This window comes from Paenibacillus sp. 2TAB19 (assembly GCF_052115185.1).
Lineage (GTDB): Bacteria > Bacillota > Bacilli > Paenibacillales > Paenibacillaceae > Pristimantibacillus.
In genome coordinates this window covers 60,800-83,305 of the sequence record NZ_JBFRGE010000026.1, presented here as the reverse complement: position 1 = coordinate 83,305, position 22,506 = coordinate 60,800, and the positions used below count along the sequence as shown (strand labels likewise).

General features: G+C 51.9%; 11 protein-coding genes. 2 read left to right on the top strand and 9 right to left on the bottom strand.

What is annotated here, in order from left to right:
* Positions 1 to 303 precede the first annotated feature (303 nt).
* The 7 genes from AB4Z33_RS14170 to AB4Z33_RS14140 all read right to left on the bottom strand — a co-directional run bounded on the left by AB4Z33_RS14170 (position 304) and on the right by AB4Z33_RS14140 (position 10,627).
* On the bottom strand, positions 304 to 1,299 hold the full coding sequence (locus AB4Z33_RS14170; RefSeq protein WP_442050523.1) for a LacI family DNA-binding transcriptional regulator: 996 nt from the start codon (positions 1,297 to 1,299) through the stop codon (positions 304 to 306).
* Positions 1,300 to 1,370: 71 nt separating this feature from the next.
* Positions 1,371 to 3,107 carry a hypothetical protein gene (locus tag AB4Z33_RS14165; RefSeq protein WP_442050522.1) on the bottom strand — a complete coding sequence of 579 codons (1,737 nt, stop codon included), beginning with the start codon at positions 3,105 to 3,107 and terminating at the stop codon, positions 1,371 to 1,373.
* A gap of 115 nt (positions 3,108 to 3,222) precedes the next feature.
* On the bottom strand, positions 3,223 to 4,098 hold the full coding sequence (locus AB4Z33_RS14160) for a carbohydrate ABC transporter permease (RefSeq protein ID WP_442050521.1): 876 nt from the start codon (positions 4,096 to 4,098) through the stop codon (positions 3,223 to 3,225).
* Positions 4,099 to 4,145: 47 nt separating this feature from the next.
* Entirely contained in the window at positions 4,146 to 5,039 is an 894-nt protein-coding gene (locus AB4Z33_RS14155) for an ABC transporter permease (RefSeq protein WP_442050526.1), read from the bottom strand.
* 102 nt (positions 5,040 to 5,141) lie between these two features.
* On the bottom strand, positions 5,142 to 6,752 hold the full coding sequence (locus AB4Z33_RS14150; RefSeq protein ID WP_442050520.1) for an extracellular solute-binding protein: 1,611 nt from the start codon (positions 6,750 to 6,752) through the stop codon (positions 5,142 to 5,144).
* Between the two features lie 392 nt (positions 6,753 to 7,144).
* Positions 7,145 to 9,379: a helix-turn-helix domain-containing protein gene (locus AB4Z33_RS14145; RefSeq protein ID WP_442050519.1), complete on the bottom strand. Its 2,235-nt coding sequence runs from the start codon at positions 9,377 to 9,379 to the stop codon at positions 7,145 to 7,147.
* Between the two features lie 186 nt (positions 9,380 to 9,565).
* Entirely contained in the window at positions 9,566 to 10,627 is a 1,062-nt protein-coding gene (locus tag AB4Z33_RS14140) for a GerMN domain-containing protein (protein WP_442050518.1), read from the bottom strand.
* Between the two features lie 130 nt (positions 10,628 to 10,757).
* Here AB4Z33_RS14140 and AB4Z33_RS14135 point away from each other — a divergent pair, with 130 nt between their 5' ends.
* Both AB4Z33_RS14135 and AB4Z33_RS14130 read left to right on the top strand, forming a co-directional pair.
* Positions 10,758 to 11,297 (top strand): phosphatidylglycerophosphatase A family protein, encoded by a 540-nt coding sequence (locus tag AB4Z33_RS14135; protein ID WP_442050517.1) that lies wholly within the window; start codon positions 10,758 to 10,760, stop codon positions 11,295 to 11,297.
* Between the two features lie 211 nt (positions 11,298 to 11,508).
* Entirely contained in the window at positions 11,509 to 12,585 is a 1,077-nt protein-coding gene (locus AB4Z33_RS14130) for an RDD family protein (RefSeq protein ID WP_442050516.1), read from the top strand.
* Positions 12,586 to 12,661: 76 nt separating this feature from the next.
* Here the strand turns inward: AB4Z33_RS14130 and glpX are convergent, their stop codons facing one another.
* Entirely contained in the window at positions 12,662 to 13,678 is a 1,017-nt protein-coding gene (glpX, locus tag AB4Z33_RS14125) for a class II fructose-bisphosphatase (RefSeq protein ID WP_442050515.1), read from the bottom strand.
* 267 nt (positions 13,679 to 13,945) lie between these two features.
* Positions 13,946 to 22,414 carry a carbohydrate binding domain-containing protein gene (locus tag AB4Z33_RS14120; RefSeq protein WP_442050514.1) on the bottom strand — a complete coding sequence of 2,823 codons (8,469 nt, stop codon included), beginning with the start codon at positions 22,412 to 22,414 and terminating at the stop codon, positions 13,946 to 13,948.
* Positions 22,415 to 22,506 lie beyond the last annotated feature (92 nt).

The following is a 22,506-nucleotide window of genomic DNA, read 5'->3' as shown; positions in this document are numbered from 1 at the left end:
GTAGGGTCCTTTCTCTGGTGGCTTCAGCAACCCCGAGGATACCCTACTTTTTTGTTGTCCGACAAGGCTACAAATCTTGGTACACAAACAATTTTACGTCATCTTGCTGAGGGCTAAAATGCCCGTTTTGCCTGTATGTTTTCCACTCAAAAGTCACTTAATAGCGATTGGGATCGATTAGACTGTATGAAATACAGGCAAAACGTAATCTCAGTAAGAGGTCGGAACTTCTTATATATAAAACAAAAACCCCAGCTATCCGCCTATATAGCGAATAGCTGGGTTCAATCAAGAGTAAACATCTCAGGGGGCCATCGTCGAATGTCGAACCGATAATTCAGGACGGAGCACGATTCGCTCGGGAAGCTCACCTCGCTGCCCGATATTTCGGACCAGAAGCTGTACGGCGATCTTCCCCATCTGTTCGATAGGCTGGGCAACCGTTGTAAGCGGCGGATCCGTAACGGAAGCGAGCACCGTATCGTCGAACCCGATAATCGAGCAATCCTGCGGAATGCGAAGACCTATTTCCTTGGCAGCCCGGAGAGCGCCGATCGCAAGCAAGTCGTTGCAGCAGAAGACGGCGGTAGGACGATCATGTCGTTGCAACAGCTCCATCGCCTTTGTCTTGCCTTCATTGACGCTGCTGCTCAGCACAAGCGCCGGATCGAGAGACAGGCCCATGGCTTCAGCAGCTTGCCTGAATCCTCGCACTCTTTCCCTGCTGCTGCTGATCGAATCCTGTTCGGCTAATACGGCAAGACGGCGGTGGCCAAGCGCAATCAAATGTTCCGCCGCTGCAAATCCGCCCTCATAATCGTTTACAACGACGGACGGCACCTCAACGGAAGGAAATTCACGGGCAAGAAACGTAATCGGTACGCCGCCGTTCAGCAGCGGTTCCAGCACCGACAGCTCCTTGATGCCTGTGCCGATAATTACCCCGTCCACGTTTTTTTGCTGCAGCAGATCGGCATAGTGCCCTACCTTCTCGTCCTTATTATCCGTGCTGCATATAAAGACGCTGTAGCCATGACGCTGTCCTTCATCCTCGACCGCCCTCGCGATTTCGGCAAAGAAGGGATTAGAGATATCCGGTACTAACAAGCCAAGCGCATATGTCTTCTTGCCCGTAAGCGCAGAAGCGATCATGCTAGGCTTATAGCCCATGCGCACCATAATGCTCCTAATTTCCTCACGGCGTTGTTTGCTGATCTTGCCCTTGCCGTTGATGACAAGAGATACGGTAGCAATGGATACACCTGCTTCTTTGGCAACATCATATATGGTCGCTTTCATGACAACGTTCTCCATTCGCTTGTTATCGCTTTCATTTCCATTATGCGCGCTATGGAGATCGCTTTCAATGATTATCTCGCTGGCGAAAGCCGAATATCGAACGTTTTGTCATACGGTGTCAGCACGTTAACGACGAGCGTCTGACAGTCTGCCGGGAAAGAAGCCCCGCGAATCGAACGGGCCCTATGCTCATGCGCTCCGCCATCCACCTCAATCCACTCGTTGCCTGCCGTATACCGCACTGTGCCTTCCTTCCAAAATTGCGTCCCCGTCTCGGCGGGAGCCAACTCACCGCCTGCAAACGCCCCATCCTTCCCGAACACGAAAGAAATCTGGTTCAAGAGCACGTCCGGCTTATCGCATCTAACGCGCAGTTGCCAGCCGTCTTGCGATTCCGTCAGCTCGATTTGCACATGATGCTCCTGCAAATGGGTTACTTCGCGCAGCTGATGCGGCAGCAAATACCAAGGGCTGACCGGACCGCTGGCCGTAACGGGCAAGCGATCGCCTGCAATCGGACCGTAATAACCTTTCGTTTCGGTCCCCGACAACAAGTAGCCGGATTCAAGCTGCGCAAGCTCGTTCATCTTAATGAAACCCGGCTCGAACGAGCTGCTGACCTGCACGCCAAGCAGACGCGCGTCACCATGCCGAAGCGCGAAGAACGAATTGGTTTCCGTCATGACCGTAACGCTCGTCTTGCCTTCCCGCTGCCGGGCAACGGGAGCGCCGAACTCGGGATGAAGGCGGCTATGATAAATTTTGCCGCCGTGACCCGCGGCATCCATCCCGCTTAAATAGCGAGCCCGAGGAAACTGTCCGTTAATAACGACCCGATAATGGTCTGGCAGACTGCCCCGTTCGACAGAGGACTTTTGCAGCTCCGGATATAGCAAATATCCGATAAAACCGTTGTTCGAACTCGCGTCCGGGCGGTCCAATGCTTCTCCTCCGAGCGCTGCGATGGCGGCAAACAACGGATCCTGATCGCGATGCGCCATAATGCTGGATACTTGAAAGTAACTCGACATATCGAATTTATGCCCGAAGTCCTGCCGACCGGAGTAATCGGTGACGACTTCCCCGTCGGGATGAATCAGATAAGCCATCATCCTCAAGTTGCGACGCACCGGCGCAAGCAGCTCAGGCCTCCCAAGCAGCTCCGCCGTATGGAACAGCATAATGTCGCTTACGCCGTTGTAGATGCCATTGCTTCGCTCCGTCCATTCTCCGTCCTCCGTGCAGTCGATCCCTTCGGCCAGCCATTGATCGGCGCGCGCGATTAGCTTCTCATTGCCGGTCAGCCTGTGCACGAAGCCAAGCGCCGCCGTCAGCACCCACCGATGGTTCGGCGTATGGCAACCGCCTGTCAGCAGCGCCTGTGCCGAGCGTTGCAGGAATGTTCGTAGGTTGACGCGAATGCCCTCCAGCGCCGACCAATCATGCCTCTCCAACAATTCTAGCTGCTGGGCAAGACCGACGACCGCAAATGCGGTATCCGGCGGAGAATGCATATTCGTCCAGCCGGGCGATATGCTTCCGTCCTCGTGCTGCGCGCGAACGATAAACGCCGCAGCAAGCTCCAGACGCTCCCGCAGCAGCTCGTCATGATAATAACGCGAATCTTCGCATACAAGCGCACATGCCCATATCGACATAACCGCCGTCGTTCCCGTATGGGTCGCCCAAGCGATGCCGTTGTCATGATCGGCAACTCCGCCATAAAAGCGGCTGCCGCTGTCCATTATTTGATTGTCCATTCCTTGCCTGACCCAGCCATCGTTGACGGCAACCAACTTCTTGTACATCGTCCTCTTCCTCCTTCTTCACATGAAAACGAACAATGGCTCACGCTTCTCCAGCTCGTAGGGAACGAGCTGGAGCAATGGCGTGAACCGGTGAATATGCCTGCTGATCTGTACGTTAACCTTTCACCGCTCCAAGCATCACCCCGCTGACGAAATACCGCTGCAGCCACGGATAGACGAGCAAGATCGGCACGGTTGCGAAGATGACGCTCGCTGCTTTCAAGCTTTCCGGCTGAAGCATGGACTGCCCGCTTGCCCCTTCCATTTGCATGAGCTCGCTAACCATGTTGTTCTGCACAAGCTGATAGAGCTTCAACTGCAGCGGATACATCTCTGGACTTGTAATGTACATAAGCGTATCGGTAAATCCGTTCCAACGGCCGACGCCGTAGAACAGGCTTAACGTTGCGATAACAGGCAGCGACAGCGGCACGATAATGCTGACCAAGGTGCGGAAGTACGAGCTGCCATCGATCTCTGCGGATTCTTCCAGCGAATCGGGAATATTTTGCATGAACGTAATAAGTATGATCAAGTAGAACGGGCTGATTAGCCCKGGCAGCACAAGCGCCCAGATCGAGTCAAGCAAGTTCAAGTTGCGCACAAGCATATATTCAGGAATGATCCCGCCGCTGAAAAACATCGTAATGACGATAATGAACATGACGATCTTGCGTCCCTTGAGCTTCGTCTTGGCAAGCGGATAAGCCGCCGCGATCGTCATCAGCATGCATAACACGGTGAACAGCAGCGTCATCATGATCGTAAATCCAAGCGAGCGGATCATCGACACGTCGGAGAATACCTGCTTGTAGGAACTCCAATTAAATTCGACTGGAATAAGGCTGACCTCGCCCGACATAATGGCACGCGACGAGCTTAAGGAGATAGCCAGTATATGAAGAAATGGAGCCAGACACAGCAGCACGAAAAATATTATAGCGATCACATTGATAACATCGAATGATCGGCTTGCTTGTCGATCCCTCATGTCTATCGCTCCTTTCCAATTTTCGAGAACAGAAGGTTGTTTTGTTGTTATAGAATGCTTTGGTCCGCCAATTTTTTGGAAAAATAGTTAGCGCCTAGTACGAAGACAAGTCCGACAACTGCTTGGAACAAGCCGACAACCGTAGCAAGCGTATATTGGCCGGATTCGATGCCGATGCGGTATACAAAGGTGCTGAGCACATCCGAATAATCCCGAACGGCCGTATTGCCGATGATGTAAGGTCGTTCAAATCCGATCGCAATCATGTGGCCCACATTGATAATGAGCAGCGTAACGATCGTTGGCTTCAGGGATGGCAGCGTAATGCTCCAAATCTTTCTCAGTCGACCCGCGCCGTCAACGTCGGCCGCTTCGAACAATTCCCGGTTGATGCCGGTTAACGCCGCCAAATAAATGATCGTTCCCCAGCCTGCGCTCTGCCACACGCCAACGACCAAATACGTAATGAGCCAATCGCTCTTATTCGTCAGAAAAGGAATGGCGTCGAAGCCTAATGAGGTGATGATGTTGTTGATCATGCCGGACTGCGTACCGAACACTTGGTAGACGATTCCGCCGATGATAACCCATGAAATGAAATGCGGAATGTACAAGATCGTTTGCGATAGCTTCTTGAACCAGATGATATTCAGCTCATAGAGCATAATAGCCAAGAGTAGAGGGGCCGGGAACGATACGAGTAAATCCAAGCCATTAAGCATCAATGTATTGCGCAGCGTCTTGTAAAAGTCCGACATCGCGAATACTTCCTTGAAAGCGTCGAACCCGATCCATTCGCTTCCGTTAATGCCCTGGAAAAAGTTAAAATCTTTAAACGCGATAATAATGCCGTACATCGGTCCATATTTGAAAATAATGAAGTAACTGACCGGTAAAACGAGCAACGCATACAATTGCCAATATCTACGTAAATACGCGATCGCGTTCAATGCAATCCACTCCTATCTCTTTACGGTGTTGCCCGGAGACGGGAGCCACGCGTGGCTTTTCGTCTCCGAGCTGCTTGATGTCGTCGCTTACGCTTATTTCATAGCCTCATAAGCTTTTGTGCGTTCATCCAAGATCGCTTGACCGCCGCCCGCCATGTAGTCTTTCAACATCGCTTCGAACGTGCTCTCGAATTGGTCCGGCTTCACCATCGTTGTTTTGACGATCATTTCGTGGAACTTATCGCGCAGCGCCGTACCGTATTTACTCTGTGACTCAATCGGACGATCGAACTGGACAGGCTTGATCGTATCGCTTCTAGAGATCGTTAACGCCTTACGCGTCTCATCGCGGAATTGTTCCGGCATGCCGAATACGTAAGCCTCAACGTTTTTCTCTGTCTCGCCAAGCTGCTTGCCGTTCGAGATGATGGCCATGTCGCCAAAGTTGTAGATACGGTTTTTCGCTTCTTCGGTAGCATCGGCTTTTGAAACCGGAACGCCGTCTTGAAGCGTGTAGTTCTCGCCTTCCACACCGTTTTGCATGTTCAGCAGGTTGTCGCCGGAAGCCATCCAATCCAAGTATTTGATTGCTTCTACGGCGTTCTTGCTGCTTTTTGGAATCATCAGGTAGAGACCTACCGGCGCATATTCCGGTTTCGGATGTTTACCCTCTGAGTTCGAGTACACATCAACCGAGGAGAGCTTCGCATCCGGAATGTTCTTCTGAAGCGTAGCGTATAGGCCGTCCGCATAGAACGGGTTCATATCGTCTTCGCTGAAGAACCCGACCAAGCCTTTAGCCGCATCTTCACCCAGCTTTTTCTTATCCTCATCAAGGCTGAAGTCGGTGCTCATCAGACCTTCGTTATAGAGCTTGTTCATGAATTGCAAAGCATCCTTGAACCCCGGAAGCAGCGTAGGATAATCATTCGAGCCAAGCTGCTGCGTCAACGTGTAGCGCTGCTCTTCTGTCGTTGGCTGAATAAACGACCATATGAGCGGTTCGTATTGCGCCGAAGCAAGCGCCATACCAAGCGGGATTACTTTGCCCCCCGTTTGACCCGGGTCTTTTTCCTTGAACGCTTTTAACGTGCTGTATAGTTCATCTGTTGTTTGCGGCACTGGAAGGTTGAGCTTGTCGAGCCAGTCCTGACGAATGAACGACGAGTATTTGCCTAGATGCGCACGCTTTGCCGGGAGCGCATACTGTTTGCCGTCGTATTGGCCGTAAGCAATCGTGTCTTCACCCAGAAATTTCTTCAGGTTAGGACCGTACTGATCGAGAAGCTCGCCGAGCTCGGTCAGACCGCCCTGCTGCGCGTAACGATAAAAGGTTGGCGAATCATACGTGAATACAATATCCGGTACGTCGCTTCCGCTCGCCATCAGTACATTAAGCTTCTGAATCTCTTCCGACCGCGGAACTGGTACGTATTCCAGGTTGATGTTGTTCGGCGTGCCGAAGTTGTCTTGTGCGTAGGTTGTTAGATAGTTCTTCGTAATGGTCGATCCGGAAGGCGAATTGCCCCGGTCGAACACTTCTACCTTAAGCGTTACCGGTTTGCCGGAGGCGCCTTCGCCCCCTGTTGATTCGCTGCCTTTGTTGTCATTGTTGTTGCCGCATGCGCTTAGAATCATTGTAGATGCGAGTGTGAGTGCTAGGAGCGTACTGGCTTTCTTTTTTACGTTTGCAACCTTTACCATTTGATACCAACCCCTCTTTCTTCCCCATCAATTTGCTTCCTGTCCCCCGGAAATGTTCGCGCTTTCAATCGTGGCTTGCGGCCCGTGTTTGGGAAGTGGCCTCAGTATGGCACGACTTGCAAATCAATGACAATAAACCAGTTTCGGCGTGGCAAACCGTTCCTCCAAAACCTTGTTGTATAAGGCTTTATCCAACTAGAATAGATTATTTTCCCTACATAAACCGTTTTCCATACGCGTTCGAAAAGGCCGTAATAAAGCGGATTCCGACGATAAACTATAATCATTGGAAACAAATACAGCGGCAGTCCGAATGTAGCTCCTTATTCGGACTGCCGCTGCCGTAAACAACTCATCATAATTACAAACTAACAACTTCACTCCCTAGACAACTATGTCAGGGCGGAGGGCCGCATCTTAAGCTTACGGAATTCACCCGGCGTAACGCCAATGATACGTTTGAATACCCGCCCGAACGTAATCGAGTTCGCATAACCAACCTGAAGCGCAATGCTTTGCACCGTCTCATCCGTCTCGGCCAGCAAACGCTCCGCCTGCTGCATCCGCAGCTGCACAAGAAAATCGACAAACTTCATATCATACTCCAGCTTGAACAGATAGCTCGCATACTTGCCCGATATTTGGAACCGGTCGCTCAAATGCTTGAGAGACAAGTCCGGATCCGCAAAGTTTTCCTGAATATAAACTCTCATCTCGGTTATCATCGTTTTGTAGCTTTTCGTTTCGCTCATCGCCACATACGTCTCATAGACATACAACAAATAATCGAGCAGCAGCTCTTTCATCTCGGTCAGGGACGACGAAGCCTTTAGCTTGTCAAGCAGGGCAGACGTCTTATCGTCCTCCAAACATTCGTTCAACGCAGCTGATAAATCCTTCAGCTCGCGGGTCAGCATCTGCACGAATAATTGCATCAGCGAATGAATATCTTCATCCCTCAGCGTATCCGTCTCCAGTTGCTTGAATAATTGCTCGAGCGTTGGCTGCCAGTTCTCGTTCGTCTGTCTGATTTCCTGCACGCAGTCCGTGCACATCTGCATATAATTAAACATCCCTGGCTGATTGTTCTTCGGAATATCGCCGCTGAACGTGATCGCGCTTTTGCCGATTGACAATTGATATTCCATACCGGACAAGGCGTCGCGGTACGATTGTCCAATTCGGCTCCAGTCGTCTACAATCGATCCGATTCCGAAAGACAATATGAAGCGCAAGTGCTCCCTTACCCATTGCCTTGCAACGGAAGCTGTCGTGTGAAGCTGCTCCAGCATCGGAGCATCGGTATCGGGTACGGCGAACACAAAAGCGATCCGGTCCGGTGCCGTCCATTCCCCCCATCCCATCAACCCTTCGCCCGAGGCAAGTTCCTGCATGACATTGCTAAGCGCGAATTTCAATACATTTTGCTCGTTAAGACTGTTCTCGGTTTGAAAATCATCGTACCTGTTCAGCCTAATGATCATAACCGCATACCGCCCGGCATTCGGAAGCAGGTTCAGCTTACGCATCCGCTCGATCGTTTGCTGGCTTCGTTCTCCGCTAATGAGCTCGTTAAACAGCTGCCTGCGCTGGAGCATAACGCTTTCTCGCTGCCCCTTCTCATAGTCTTGCGACTGATCGATTAAGTTCTCGAGCGCGCGGTCAATAACCGTCAAGTCATCCATCCTTACCGCTTTCCCGTCGCTGCTTCGCAGCTGGAGCGCCTGGATCCGATTCATCATAAGACGGATCGGCTTATAGTTGCGGCGTGTTACCCAAATAATATAAATGATCGCGACCGCAAATGTTAAAACCGCAATGATCACCCATGCATAAGAAACGACGGATACCCAGCCAAGCAATTGCCCAGCCTGGATGCCGCTCTCGAAGGTCCAACCAAGTGAATTCGAGGTGATCGTCGTCAATACATTGCCGCCTGCCTCTTCTTCATCGCCATTGTATGCGGGATAAATCCGCTGGTCGGCACCGTCGGTTATCCGCATGAACGAAAATTGGTGATTCGTCATGCTTCCAATCAATTGATCGACTACATACAAATCGATATTAATGACAAGGATACCGTCCTTCCCGAATGGAAGCGGCGTCTGTTTATACATGGTGATGACCCTGACCGGCTTAAGCTGATCATATTCCCGGTACTCCCGGGATGCCGACCATCCCGTATAATTGCGGTTTTCCTTCGCGCGGGAAATGAACTCCCGGTCTCCGAAATCCGCCAGCTCGGTCTGCCCGCTTGACGTCAATACGATGTCATCGGACTGCCTGTACAAATAGATGGAATCGAGCAAATCGCTATCCTCAACAAGCGATCGCAAACTATGGACAACATTGTATCGGTCGTTTGTATCGGACGAGCCATTCAAATACGCGGTGTAGCTCTTATTTTTCACGGCTTCATTCAGCGCATTAAACTCAACTTCACGGATGGCGCGTTCGATGCTGTCCACTACATAACCAGTCGTTATGCTGTCTGCCTTCGCCGTCTCGGAGCGCGATATTTCATTGACCGCGATGAACGACAAAAAGATGATCATCGATACGGTAAGCACCAAAATCGGAAAATAAGATACAAGCAACCGGAAATACCAGTTGTTAAGCTTAAGCATATACAACCTCCTGCCAGTAACCGTCTATTCTGTAAGCGCTATCAATAAAAGTGGAATTTTTAGGTTAAGCGGTTTACTTCATGCATCCATTGTAGCATGGCTCACCATTATTCGAAATAGAAAAAGACGGTACAGGAGCAACCTCCTGTACCGTCTTGCGATTATTTTACACGACTCTTACCGGTGTTAAGATTTGAGGGCATTCACGTAGTTTGGACGGCCTACCGGCGTGACATAGGATTTCTCCTGATCGTCGACGACATTCGCTTCGCCGTTGATTAGAATTTGAACCTGGGCTGCCCCCGTGTTCTCCGTGATGGACAGAACGACGGCCTGCAGCATTTCGGAAGGCATCTGTTGGCCCGCCTCGTACGTTGCATCTTCCAGATCGACCGTAACGACGTCGTCCTTCGTCTCGACGCTCGTTACCTTAACCTCTGGCAAGATGATGCTCGTAAGTTCCTTCTTATTAAGAGGACCTGCGATTAATTGCTCCATGGCTGCTTCCGCAGTCGGCATATCGTTGTCGTTATTAATCAGCCTTGTAACCGGTACATAGTATTGATCGTCGCTGAGCGTCTTAGCCGAGAAGTACAGCGTAACCGGCGTTGACTGCATATAGTTCACACCATCAGCCGTTTCGATGTTGATACCGATATCGCGATTAAGCGCCAGATCAAGCGGGAATGCATCCATAGGCATCTCGGACAGCTTCTCGCCTTCAAGCGAGAGCTCGACGTTCTCAATTCCCGGAATTGCCGTCAACGTCCAAGTAATCGCTTCGACGATCGCCCTCTCATCCTGCGGATTGTAGTTAGCGAACGGTTCGGTGAAATCGACCAGCGCAAGCTTGTTTTCCTTGTCCACCGAGAAAGACTTAATTTGAGTGCCTTGCGGGATCATGGCGCGGAATTCTTCTGGCAGCAGATTAGCATAGGTACCGTCCTCTACCATCATCTCCAGCGCTCTCTGTCCGGCCGCCTCGTTCGCGGCAAGCGATGTACTAATCGATACCGGTGCCAAATAACCGTTCCGATCCTGCAAATAAACAGTCATATGCGTACCTTGTCCCTGCGGATCAGCCTGTCCCGTCTGACCGTTGTCTGTGCCGTTCGCATTCTCTTCAACTTGCGGGGGATCAATCGATTTCCCTGTCTCCTGCGAGAACAGCCCGCACCCCGCCGTCAGTATGGGCAGCACCAACACACCCGTGAGCGCAGTGCGACGAATCCAACTTTTTTGAACCATATTAACCTTTCCTCCCCAATCATTTTTTGCCTGTCGGCTTTGTACAACTCCTTATTTGTAGTACTATGTATACGAGCCCTTCCCTGTTTTAGACCAGTTTTGTCCACAAATTCTGAGGGGGTATATACGAATGAGCAATACGGAGAAATACAGCCTGAACAGCCGCAAAGTGGCCGAGGCGACGAATGAATGGCTATTGAAACGCGGTGTGAAGAAGGAAGCGATCGCCGAACTCGTTCATTTTCTGCAAAAGGATTACTTCCCGGACTTAACGCCCGAGGATTGCATGGTTCACGTTGACGCCGTCCTATCGAAGCGCGAGGTGCAAAATGCCGTACTAACGGGAATCCAGTTGGACATTCTTGCCGAAGAAGGCAAGCTGATGGCTCCGCTGCAGGATATGATCAAGCATGACGAAGGACTGTACGGCTGCGACGAAATATTGGCGTTGTCGATCGTCAACGTATACGGCAGCATCGGCTTCACGAACTTTGGATATATCGACAAGCTCAAGCCGGGCATTCTCGTTAAGCTGAACGACAAGTCGGACGGGGATTGCCATACGTTCCTCGACGATATCGTCGGAGCGATTGCCGCATCGGCTGCCAGCCGCATCGCTCACCGCAAACAAGCGGAACGCGAAGGCGTAACGACGCCTCCGCTCGACTAACAACGATAGAAGGGACTGTTTATAAAGGTCATATTCGACCTTGTAAACAGTCCCTTTTTTTTCGCAACCAAGCAACTAAAAACCATATTAATCAAGGAAATATATAGTGAAACGGATATTCTCCATCCTAATAATTAGGAAAATAAAGGTTGACAAGAGAATTATGGGATGTTTAAAATTAACTACATTTACTATTTATGAGGTGTAATTGATGGAACAAATCCCAGTGAACAAATTTCCGACCGCATCTGCGAATGATGCATACGTAAATCCATATGCCTTTGATAATAAGGGCAATATGGAGCAACTCAGCTCGACCTACAGCTCGTCTATCTTTTTTAGAAGATGGGCAGCTACGATCATCGATTTCCTGCTCATCGCATTAACAACCGGCGCTGCTGCCTATTTATTCAAGGAAGTTCCGCAGTTGCTTGTGCTTGCTCCGCTATTGATTGCCATCTGTTATTATTTGCTGCTAGAAGGCTTAACCGGATACACGGCAGGAAAATTCGCATTGCGAATTCAGGCGGTAAACGCAAATGGACAACCTCCTGGCTTCGTCAAAGGACTGATCAGAACGCTTTTACGCCTCGTCGATACTAATCCGGTACTGTTTGGCGGACTGCCTGCCGGCATTAGCGTTCTTGCAACAAGAAAGAAACAACGGATTGGCGATATGGCAGCCAATACCTATGTAGTTAAAGTGAAAGACCTGCCTCCCACTAGCAGAAAAAAAACGATAGTGATGACGATTGCTTTCCCTGTCTACGCGGTTTTGGTGCTTGTGTTGACTATTATGGCCTTAGCCAACATCGATACTACGCCTAAAGAACCAGAACGATTTCTTAGCGTGGACGGGCAGTTTCAAATAACCGCTCCCGCGGATTGGCGCAAAGACACAAGCTTGAATGACGAGGCCGACATTTCAATCTCTAACCTGTTTGCAGAGAAATACCTATTTGTATTAACGGAGAGCAAAAGCGATTTTGAGGAAGGCTATACCTTGTCCGACTACCATCAAGATATGGAGGTTGCGCTAGAGCTTACAGCATCCGACAAGATCTATTATCCGACCGCCGAGACATTTATCGGCAACTATCCTGCCTACCAGCTCAGCTTCGAGTCGGAGTATGACGGTATGAAGATTGCGTACATTGTTACAACGATCGAAACCGATACACATTACCACCAAGTATTTGCATGGACGCTTGCTTCCAAGTACGATAGCGTTCAAGCCGAGCTCCATGATGTCGTGTCCAGTCTAGAGGAAACCATCCCTGAGGCTTAATCGCAATGCTTTCAGCGAGCGACAATAGGACAATCTGAGAAGACACCTCGCCGGTGTCTTCTTTCCTTAGGTTCAACTACTCCCCAACGCTTATCGGCATGGACTGCTCATTGCCCGCATTCACCAAAGCGGCATCGAGCAGCGGCTTGTTCGGCAAGTAATGGAGCGATTTGACGAAACGAATTGTTTTCGTCTTGGCGCGCATGACAATGGAGTGGGTCTCGGCACGCTGGTCCGACAAGTAGCGAACGCCGCCTAAGAACTCGCCCGGCGTAACGCCTGTTGCTGCGAATATGACATCCCCCGTACCGATCATATCRTCCATTGTCAGGACGCGGTAAGGGTCGGAGATGYCCATTTGGATACAACGGTTATACTCTTGATCATCAGCTGGCATAAGTCTAGCTTGGAGCTCACCGTCCAAGCATTTGAGCGCAGCCGCGGCAAGCACGCCTTCAGGTGCTCCGCCAGAGCCTACATAGAGATCGATGCCCGCCTCGGGAAATGCTGGTGCCATAGCACCTGCTACGTCCCCGTCCGATAGGAACTTAATGCGCACCCCAACCTTGCGAAGCACCTTAACGAGCTCCTCGTGCCGTTCGCGGTCTAGAATCATAACCGTAAGATCGGAAACTTTCTTATTCAGTGCGTCCGCCGCCTTCTCCAGCGTTACTTCCATCGGATCCGTAATGCTAAGCTTGCCAACTAATGCAGGACCGAATGCAAGCTTCTCCATGTACATATCCGGCGCATGGAGCAACTGCCCCTTGGGGGCTACAGCGATGACGGACATTGCATTATTAAGCCCTTTAGCCACGATTTCCGTACCTTCGAGCGGATCCACCGCTACGTCGACCTCCGGTCCGTTCAAGCTGCCGACCTCTTCCCCGATATAGAGCATCGGCGCTTCGTCCATTTCCCCTTCGCCGATAACGACCGTTCCGCGAATAGATACCGAGTCGAACATCGCGCGCATCGCGGAAGTCGCTGCGCCATCCGCACTATTCTTATCTCCTCTGCCCATCCAAGGCGCAGACGCCAGAGCCGCCAATTCCGTTACACGTACGATTTCAAGCGCTAACTCTCTCTCCATAATCGACTCTTCTCCCCTRCTCTAATGTTACGGAATCATGCGTATGGCTCTCCATTTTTGTTTCCGTTATTTAATATGTATCATAAATTTATATATGACGCAATATATAATTGATTATGTTCATTAAATGATCATTAACCGTCATAAACAGATTATCATCCCACAATATCAGCAAATAGAACGTTTACTTACTCCATCACGCTTCTATTGAGACGACAAAAAGAGCCGGAGCTCCAGCCGCTCCGGCTCTTTTGTCACCCGTTCATTCTAATAAATCTCCAGCTCGATTAACGATGGGCCATAGATTTGGAAACCTCTCTCCGTCATATACAACCGTACATAACGACCTTGCACGCTTTCATCCAGTTCAATCGTTTCCGTCAGCTGATCTGCGGCAAGCGTTCGATTATCGGCATGGACGACTACCCAGTCCTCGCTGTCAGCAGATAAATCGTCACCTTCTTGCGCCACCGCAATCTCAAAGGCTTTGCCGTATGCAGTCTCCCAAGCAAGCACAAACTTTTCAATAGTCCGCAACTGACCGAGATCGACATACACCCATTCCGGACGCATCGCCCCGTCTTGATTGGCGGCCCAGTCGGCCGACCAACGCGTTCCCAGGTCGCCGTCGGTCAACAGGTCGGCTGTGAATCCTTCACCGATACTCGAGGCGGTAACCGATTTATCCAGGGCGAAGTTCGCGCCCGCTGGATCGGTACCCGGACCCGGGTCCGTGCCCGGCCCGCTTCCGCCTTCAACATCCCGTATCCAATCGCCGTACACTTCAAATTCATACAGAGAGTATCCCCATGGGGTCGCTCTGTCTACGCCAAGCATACGAATATGACGAGCTTCCTCCACGACCAGCGGAATGTTCTCCGTGCCGCCTGTACCGTTCGGATTGACATGGACGTCGGTCCAGTCTGCTTCCCCTGGAACCGCTGCACTCGACACTTGAAGTTTGTAGGATGAGGCATATGCCCCTTCCCAGGCTAAGACAACGTTATCCAATGAATAGATCGCACCAAGATCGACCGTTACCCAGCTGTTATCGTCGAAGGCAGATTCCCATCTGGTTCCGAGCGTCCCGTCGAACGCGTTTCTAGCCGGCATCGTCGCGTTAGATAGTGACGATGCCGCTAACTTGTTAAGCGCAATATTGTTCGCAGCCGTCAATACGCGCTGCTCAGCCATGACTGCGCCGTAACCAAGCGCTTCTATAGCAATCGTGTACGTCTTGATCGACGGGAACAAGCTCGCGTTCAGCGTAAGCTGACCTGCAGTCAGCGAATAATGTTCCGCCTCGACAGCGATACCGTCAACGGTAACGCCCGTTACTGCTGCTCGCCACGCCGTATTATCGGCGAAGGTGACGACAATCGGCTGCCCGATCTTGTTGTCCGTCGTATCCGGCGTTAATGCAGGACCCGACGTCACTTCCGTGATCGATACATTATCGATGTAGATCGTATGAGGCGGCATCGGTGTCGTTCCACCTGCATTCGTTACATAACCGAGCAAATATTTCAGTGTTAGGTTTACATTTGCGCCGGGCAATAAGCTTCTCTTGTATACAGCATTAGAATCGCTTGTAATATTGTAGCTAATCTTCTGATTGTTGTTGTAGCCGGTAAGCTCGAGCTCAATGGGACGGCTCGCCGTCGACCAAGCGTTGAAGCTCAGCTCATAGGCTTTGCCTGCTTGCAGCATGATGCCGCTTTGCATAAGCTGGATCGCCCAACTGGCATTGCCCGGATAGTGGACGTCGATCTTGGCGGTTTCGTTGTGGGCCGTCAGGTCGGCCACGCCTCCCTCGCCGACCCAATTCTCCCAAGAAGCAAAACCGCTCGACAAATCGCCGTTCAATACCAGATTGCCGTCGCCTGGCATTAGCTGCTGACTGACCGCGGCATCGCCATAACCAGCCGCTTTGATGACAATCGCATAAAGCTTATCGTCAGCGAACACATCCGAACCTATMATGATGCTGCTTGATTCTACCTCGTATTGTTCCGGATCAAGCGTCTCTCCGTCTACTTCGATGGATGTTATCGCCTCTCTCCACGTCTCGTTAGCCGCGAATCGAATGTCCACCGGCTGGCCTACGCGATTATTCGTTGCGTCCGCAGCAAGCGTTGGCGGTCTTAAGACCGGCGCGCCTTGTACTTCAAGCACGACGTTATCGATGAAGATGTCATGCGCTCCGTCTGGGCTTTGTACGGTTTTGCCGAGCAGGAATTTCAGCGCGAGCGAATCGTCCGTCGTCATTCGGAACGTGAACGAGAAGCGCTGCATACTCGGACCTATCATTAACGGACCGGAGTAGAAGCGTCTCGTATAACCCGCATTCTCCAATGCGACTTCGATATCACGGGCGGCGGTCGAGCTAGCGTCAAAAGACAGCGTGTACGTCATTCCTTTGGATAATTGCAGTCCCGATTGGTTAAGCATGATATTCCAAGCCTCGTTGCCGCGGCTTGCCACCGCAACTTTCGCCGCGCCGTCCGTTCCGCTGAATTGCGCGTTGCCGCCTTGCACGAAAGGCTCCCAGCCGTCAATTCCGAAAGCGAAATCTCCGTTTTTCAGCGGGAATAGATCAATGCCTGTAAAATCGACATTCAAGTTCGTAAGCCTTAGCAGCTTCACATTATCAAGCCTTACATCCGCATCCTCGCCGCCGAGCAGGAAGACGAGCTGAGCCTCTTCGTCGGTGATTCCGGCAGGCATGGTGAAGCTTACCGAATGCGAGTCACTTACCGTATCCAGCGCAATCGTATGCGGACCGGAATACGTCACGCTGCCGTTCTTGCTGACGAAAGCAATCCCGATCGTACGCGGCGCTTCTGCCGAACCGTCAAAGGTCAGCTTATATTCATCCTGTTGCAGCAAATTGATTCCTTGCTGGATCAACTTGATCTGCGCAGCATCTGAACCACCGTCTTCGATGACGGCCGACAATTGACGCTCGGCAGGATCAACGGATAATAACGCATCCGCCGTCTCGCCAATTACTGAATTCCAATAGACCATCCGATCCATCGTGCCAAGGTCAAAGCCCCCGTTGTACACATGGTTGCCGCTTCCGAGCGGAGATTTAGGACCGTTCGGATCGTTCAGCACCTCGATCTCTTCCAGCTTCACGCCGCCAATCCATACATCGTTTGGATTCGAGCCCATATTAATCTCAAGCCGGGCTGTCTTATCCGTATCCGCCGTCATCAGGAAGCGGTATTCATAGTGTCCAGCCTCTGTCGTAAGCGCTGCCTCGAAGCTGTCCGAGTATGCGGACCAACCGTTGTCCTCGTCTCCCCCCAGCTTGACCGCAATACTGCGAGCCGCGGCAGACTTCGCGTCGAAGCTAAGCTTATACGCATGGCCTTTGACGAGCGTCACATACTGAATGAACTGCAAGGCGTGCGGCGCGTTGCCGCCATTGGTCACGTCGAGCTTCGCGTGCGGAACACCGCCGACCGGCTCCACCGATGCCGTTCCGGCTCCGCCGAAGTCGGCACCGTGCACGAAGTTCCAATACTGCGGATCCATCGCCGGAGACGCAGCGTTAACATCCTTGATGCYGTGCGCATAATCGGCGTCATAGACCAGATTGCCGCCAACCGCCGGCTTGCCGCCTTGCGGGAACGGCTCCTTCACCAGCAGCGGCTCGGCCGGCTGCTGGTATGGGCGACCCGTCAGCTCGTAAGCTCTGACGTAATCGACCTCCATCTTCGCAGGAAGCTTCGAATCGTCGGGAGCTCGTTGGCCGTCGTAATTGCCGCCGAGAGCTAGGTTCAGAATGATATAGAACTCTTTGTCGAATGGAGCCGGGAACGCGTATTTCTCCGGCTGATCCACTCCCCAGCTATGCCAATCATTAATTTCTTGGAACAGATTGCCGTCTACGTACCAGCGGATTACGCCAGGCTCCCACTCCACGGAGTACGTATGGAATTCGGCAATGCTCTCTCCTTCGGGAAATTCGTATTTCGCGCCTGTCGCTTTATTGTTCGGAGCGCCTTTGCCGTAGTGGATCGTACCGTCCACCTCGCCCGGCAGCCTGCCTCTCGCTTCCATAATGTCAATCTCGCCTGAAGATGCCCAGCCTCCGTATTCCTGATCCTTCGGCATTAACCAGAACGCCGGCCATATCCCTTGCCCTACTGGCATTTTGATGCGCGCCTCGAACTTCCCATACGCCTGGCTGAACGTCGGTGATGTCCATAATCTGCCTGACGTATAGTTTTTGCCGCCGAAGCTCTCTTTCTTGGCCTCGATCGACAGCAGCCCATCGGCTACACTAATATTTTGCTTGCGGTAGTACTGCTCCTCGTTATTGCCCCAAGATGGAACGCCATATTCCGTGCCATTGCCTTCCTGGTACGCCCATTTGCTCAGGTCGACGCCATTCGTATCGAGATTTCCGCCGCCCGATCCGTTGAATTCATCCGACCAGGTTAAGCTCCACATGAGCTCAGCCTGCATCTCCTGCCGTAATTCGGCCGGCTCGAAGCCGGTTGCCCGAATCGCTATCACATACGTCTTCGCGGCAGTGAACTTGCCGGCATCGATTGTCAGCTTGCCCGGCTCCAGCGAATAATCGTCGGCTGCCAAAGCTACGCCGTCGATTGACACCGAGCGAACGGCCGCTTCCCAAGCTGCATTGCTGGCGAACGTCAGCTCAACCTCTTCGCCTATCGCGTTATCAGCGGCATCTGGCGTCAAGATCGGAGCAGCCGGCAATCTGATATCGTTGCCCGATCTGACCTTCTCGCCGGTCGCTTCCTTCGCACCTTTAAGCTCAAGCCGCACATTATCGATCAGAATATGATGGTCGGCATCGGGAGACGGTGCCCCGTCTTGATTTCCAAGCAGGAACTTCAGGCCGGCGATGTCCTCCTCGGCCATCGTGAATTCGTAGCTGAACGACTTCGTTATTTCGTCAAGCTCCACATCCGTCTCGAAATAACGGAAATAAGTACCGTTCTCGACGATCGCTTCAATTGTACGCGGCACGGTCGAGCGTGCATCGAATGACAAGATATAAGTCTTGCCTTTGGCAAATGCCATGGAAAGCTGCTGAACGAGAACGTCCCACGCATTGATGCCCGAATGCGCAATGCTTACTTTCAGCGCATCTTCGTCCGCCGTAACCTCTGCGCTTGACGGTCCGTCATATACGCCTTGGATATGAGCGCTCCAGCCAGTCAACTCCTCATCGAAGTAACCGTTCCGCAAGAGGAACGCCTTGCTCCGCGCTTCCTTCAGCTCGACCCGCACATTGTCGAAATAAATGTCGTGCGCGCCGATCGCGGCTGCACCCTGAAGCTTGCCGAGAAGCAGCTTGAGGGATGCCGTCGTGTTTTGCCCGATTGCCATTTCGAACGTGAACGTCTGCATTTCGCCCGTCAATTGCACCTTCTCCGACAACAGACGGTTGCTGTTGCTCTCGTCAACCACGATCTCGATCTCACGGTTCACCGACGCTCTCGCATCAATCGATACGGTATACGTCTGATCCTTGAACAGCTCGAAGTCGGTCTGCATCAGCATGACATGCCATGGCTCCGTACCTTCACTCGTGACTGCCATCTTCAATTCTCCAGCCGCGGCCGAGAAAGCTGCATTCGAGCCGTATCCGTCGTAACGCCCCTGCACATGCTCCGCCCAGCCAGCCGTGCCGTTCGAGAAATCGCCGTTCTTTACCGGGAACTGGTCGTTAAGGGACAGCTCGCCCGCATTGTTGTTCGTCAGTCTTATCATGGATACGTCATCGATGTACACATCGGCTTGCTCGCCGCCAAGCTGGAATACGAGCACCCCTGCCACATCCGTATCATTCGCCATCGTGAACAACACTTCATGCGTATCCATCGATGTCGTAAGCGAAATGGATTGCGGAGCTGCATAATTCGTCCCGTCCGCACTCCGAACAGCTACGCTTATATTCCTTGCGGCAGTCCCGCGTGCTTTGAAACTGATTTTATAATCATTATCCTTGATCAAGTTCATGCCTGGCTGCGTCAGCTCGACTGCGCCAGCCGAATTCCCTTTGGTCTTCACATCAACGAGAAGTTCTCTTGCGCTCGGATTAACCGATGCAGAAGCATTCGCGCCTGATGCCGATTTCAAGTTCCAATACGTCATCCGATCCAACCGGCCGAGATCGAAGCTGCCGTTATACACATGGTTGCCGCCCAATGGTTCTTTCGGCGAAGTTTCATTGTAAGGATCCGGCGCTGTCGTTTCTTCCACCTTCACGTTGCCAAGCCAGATTGGATTCGTGCTTAGACCCATGTTGAACTCGAGTCGCGCGAGCGGGTCGGTATCCGCTCCCATTTGGAACGTCATCTCATAGGACTGCAGGCTGCCGGACAATCTCGCTTCCAGCGTATCGGAATACGTCGTCCACCCTCTGCTTTCCCCGCCGCCGAACTTGACGGTCATCGTCCGGTTCGCGTCCGATTTCGCGTTGAACGACAGCTTATACCATCTGCCTTTGCCCAAGGTAACATTCTGGATCAGCTGTACGGCATGAGCCGCGTTGCCTCCAGAAGTTATGGCTGCCTTCGCGTACCTGACACCGTCAATCAGATCGACAGATATCGAGCCGTTGCCGAGGAATGTGCTGATATGGGCAAAATTCCAATACTGCTCGTTCAGCGTCACATTCGGCTCGGCAATTGTCGTGAACGGCTCGTTAAATGCCGCATCGTATACGAAGTTGCCGTTCACCGGCTCCTTGTATGTATCTGGATACGGCTCTGCTTCGAACTTCGGCTCGACCGGCTGCTTGTAAGGTCTGCCCGTCAATTCGTATACGCGTACGTAATCGACTTCCATCTTGGCCGGAAGCAGAGACGGGTCAGGCGTGCGTCCTCCGTCGTAATTCCCGCCTACCGCCAAGTTCAAGATCATATAAAACGGCTTGTCGAACGGCGCAGGGTACGCATACTTGGCCGGCTGATCCGCGCCGATGCTGTCCCAGTTGTTCAGCTTCTGATACAGATTGCCGTCAACGTACCAACGAATCTCACCCGGTTCCCACTCGACGCCATACGTATGGTAACCCGTAATGTCTTCGCCTTCCGGGAAATGATATTCATCGCCGGTGGACTTGTTGTTCGGCCAATTGCGGCCGTAGTGAATCGTACCTCCCACTTCCTCCGGCAGTCTGCCTCTTGCTTCCATAATGTCAAGCTCGCCCGATGACGCCCATACGCCGTACTCGCTGTCCTGCGGCATCATCCAGAACGCAGGCCATATGCCCTCGCCTACTGGCATCTTGATGCTCGCTTCGAATTTGCCGTATGTCTTCGTGAACGTCGGAGACGTGAACAGCCTGCCCGACGTATATGGCTTGCCGCCGTAACCATCGTCGTCCGCAGTAATCGTCAGCTTGCCGTCCTCCACTTCAATGTTCTCCGGACGGTAGTACTGCTGCTCGTTATTGCCCCAACCGTCTAGACCATAATCCGAACCCGTACCGTTCTGATAAGCCCATTTGTCGAGATTGACCCCATTCGTATCGACATTGTTACCTGTGCCGTCGAATTCGTCATTCCAAACGAGCTCCCACTCATCCGGCTGCTCGCCGCCTGTTCCTCCCCCGCCGCCAGCGCCGCTTCCTTGATCGCTGCCTTTCGTTACAACACCATCCTTAACGGAAGCCTCTTCACCTTTATTTAACGGGGCGCCATTAAGCTCCGTATTGTCGCCGTTATTGTCTATATGTTCAACAGACCCATCAATCGTTAGCTCCGTATCAGATGCTTCTTCCCCAATCGTCAGCTCCGAGATCGTCGAGCCTTCTCCGACCTCCACTTTTGCTCCTGTTTGCACAGTAACGCGATTAACCGAGGATTGCCCGTCGATTACGACACGAACCGGACCATCCGGCTTATGAATAATGATCGAACCCATCAACGAATTCGTAAAATGAATACTGTTGATTCCGCCGCCATTTACATATACCGTGCCTTTCACCGTCATATTCTTCACATAGGCGCTTCCTTCGCCAATACCCGCGGACAAGAAGAGATCTCCCGCAATCGTCCCGCCGGACAAAGTAACGCCGTCCGTATTTACAACCGCATTGCCAGTAGAATCAAAACGAGCCACTGTGCCTGCCTCATTAATAATAACCGTGGCAAGCCGATCCAGTACGGCTACAACCTCTGCTCTCGTAATCGGACGCAGCGGCMGCAAATTGCCGTCCGGATATCCTTTCATATACCCTCCGGCTATCATCTTCTCAAGCGAAGCTTTTGCGTAAGCGCTTACTTTATCAGTGTCTTTAAATCCGGCTAAACCTCCTGCTGCAACTTCAGGCAGCTTGAACAACGGTGCAGCTACCATCGCCGCATCCTGTCGCGTCAACGGAGCATCCGGCTTAAATAATCCGCTCGGGTAACCATTGATCGCCCCTGCCTTCCACACGGATGCAATGCTGTTGTAGTACCACGCTTTTTCTGGCACATCGACAAACGGCAGTTTCCCGCTTCCCTTCAACCCGAACACAACTTGAATCAGCTTGGCGAACTCCGCCCGCGTCACGCTGCGATCCGGCTGCAGGCTGCCGTTGGGATACCCGGTCAGCAGCCCTTTGTCTACCCACTTGGTTAGAAGAGCCTCACCCCAATGCGCCGATTCCCCGTTGCTTGCGGACTGTGCGGATACTGTAGGAATATATGACGCAAGCATAAGGAAAACGAGTGCCAGCGAAATCAGTTTTTTCGTCATTACTTTCCGTCCTTTCTCGTTCAAATCCATCGATTAAGCCGTTATTAGGCATAAAAAATCAGCCTGCTCTTACAGTTCGATAATGACACTGC

Excerpts from the sequence above, each read along its gene's own strand:
- AB4Z33_RS14170 (WP_442050523.1), bottom strand. The coding sequence starts at position 1,299 with ATGAAAGCGACCATATATGATGTTGCCAAAGAAGCAGGTGTATCCATT.
- AB4Z33_RS14165 (WP_442050522.1), bottom strand. The coding sequence starts at position 3,107 with ATGTACAAGAAGTTGGTTGCCGTCAACGATGGCTGGGTCAGGCAAGGA.
- AB4Z33_RS14150 (WP_442050520.1), bottom strand. The coding sequence starts at position 6,752 with ATGGTAAAGGTTGCAAACGTAAAAAAGAAAGCCAGTACGCTCCTAGCA.
- AB4Z33_RS14145 (WP_442050519.1), bottom strand. The coding sequence starts at position 9,379 with ATGCTTAAGCTTAACAACTGGTATTTCCGGTTGCTTGTATCTTATTTT.
- AB4Z33_RS14140 (WP_442050518.1), bottom strand. The coding sequence starts at position 10,627 with ATGGTTCAAAAAAGTTGGATTCGTCGCACTGCGCTCACGGGTGTGTTG.
- AB4Z33_RS14135 (WP_442050517.1), top strand. The coding sequence starts at position 10,758 with ATGAGCAATACGGAGAAATACAGCCTGAACAGCCGCAAAGTGGCCGAG.
- AB4Z33_RS14130 (WP_442050516.1), top strand. The coding sequence starts at position 11,509 with ATGGAACAAATCCCAGTGAACAAATTTCCGACCGCATCTGCGAATGAT.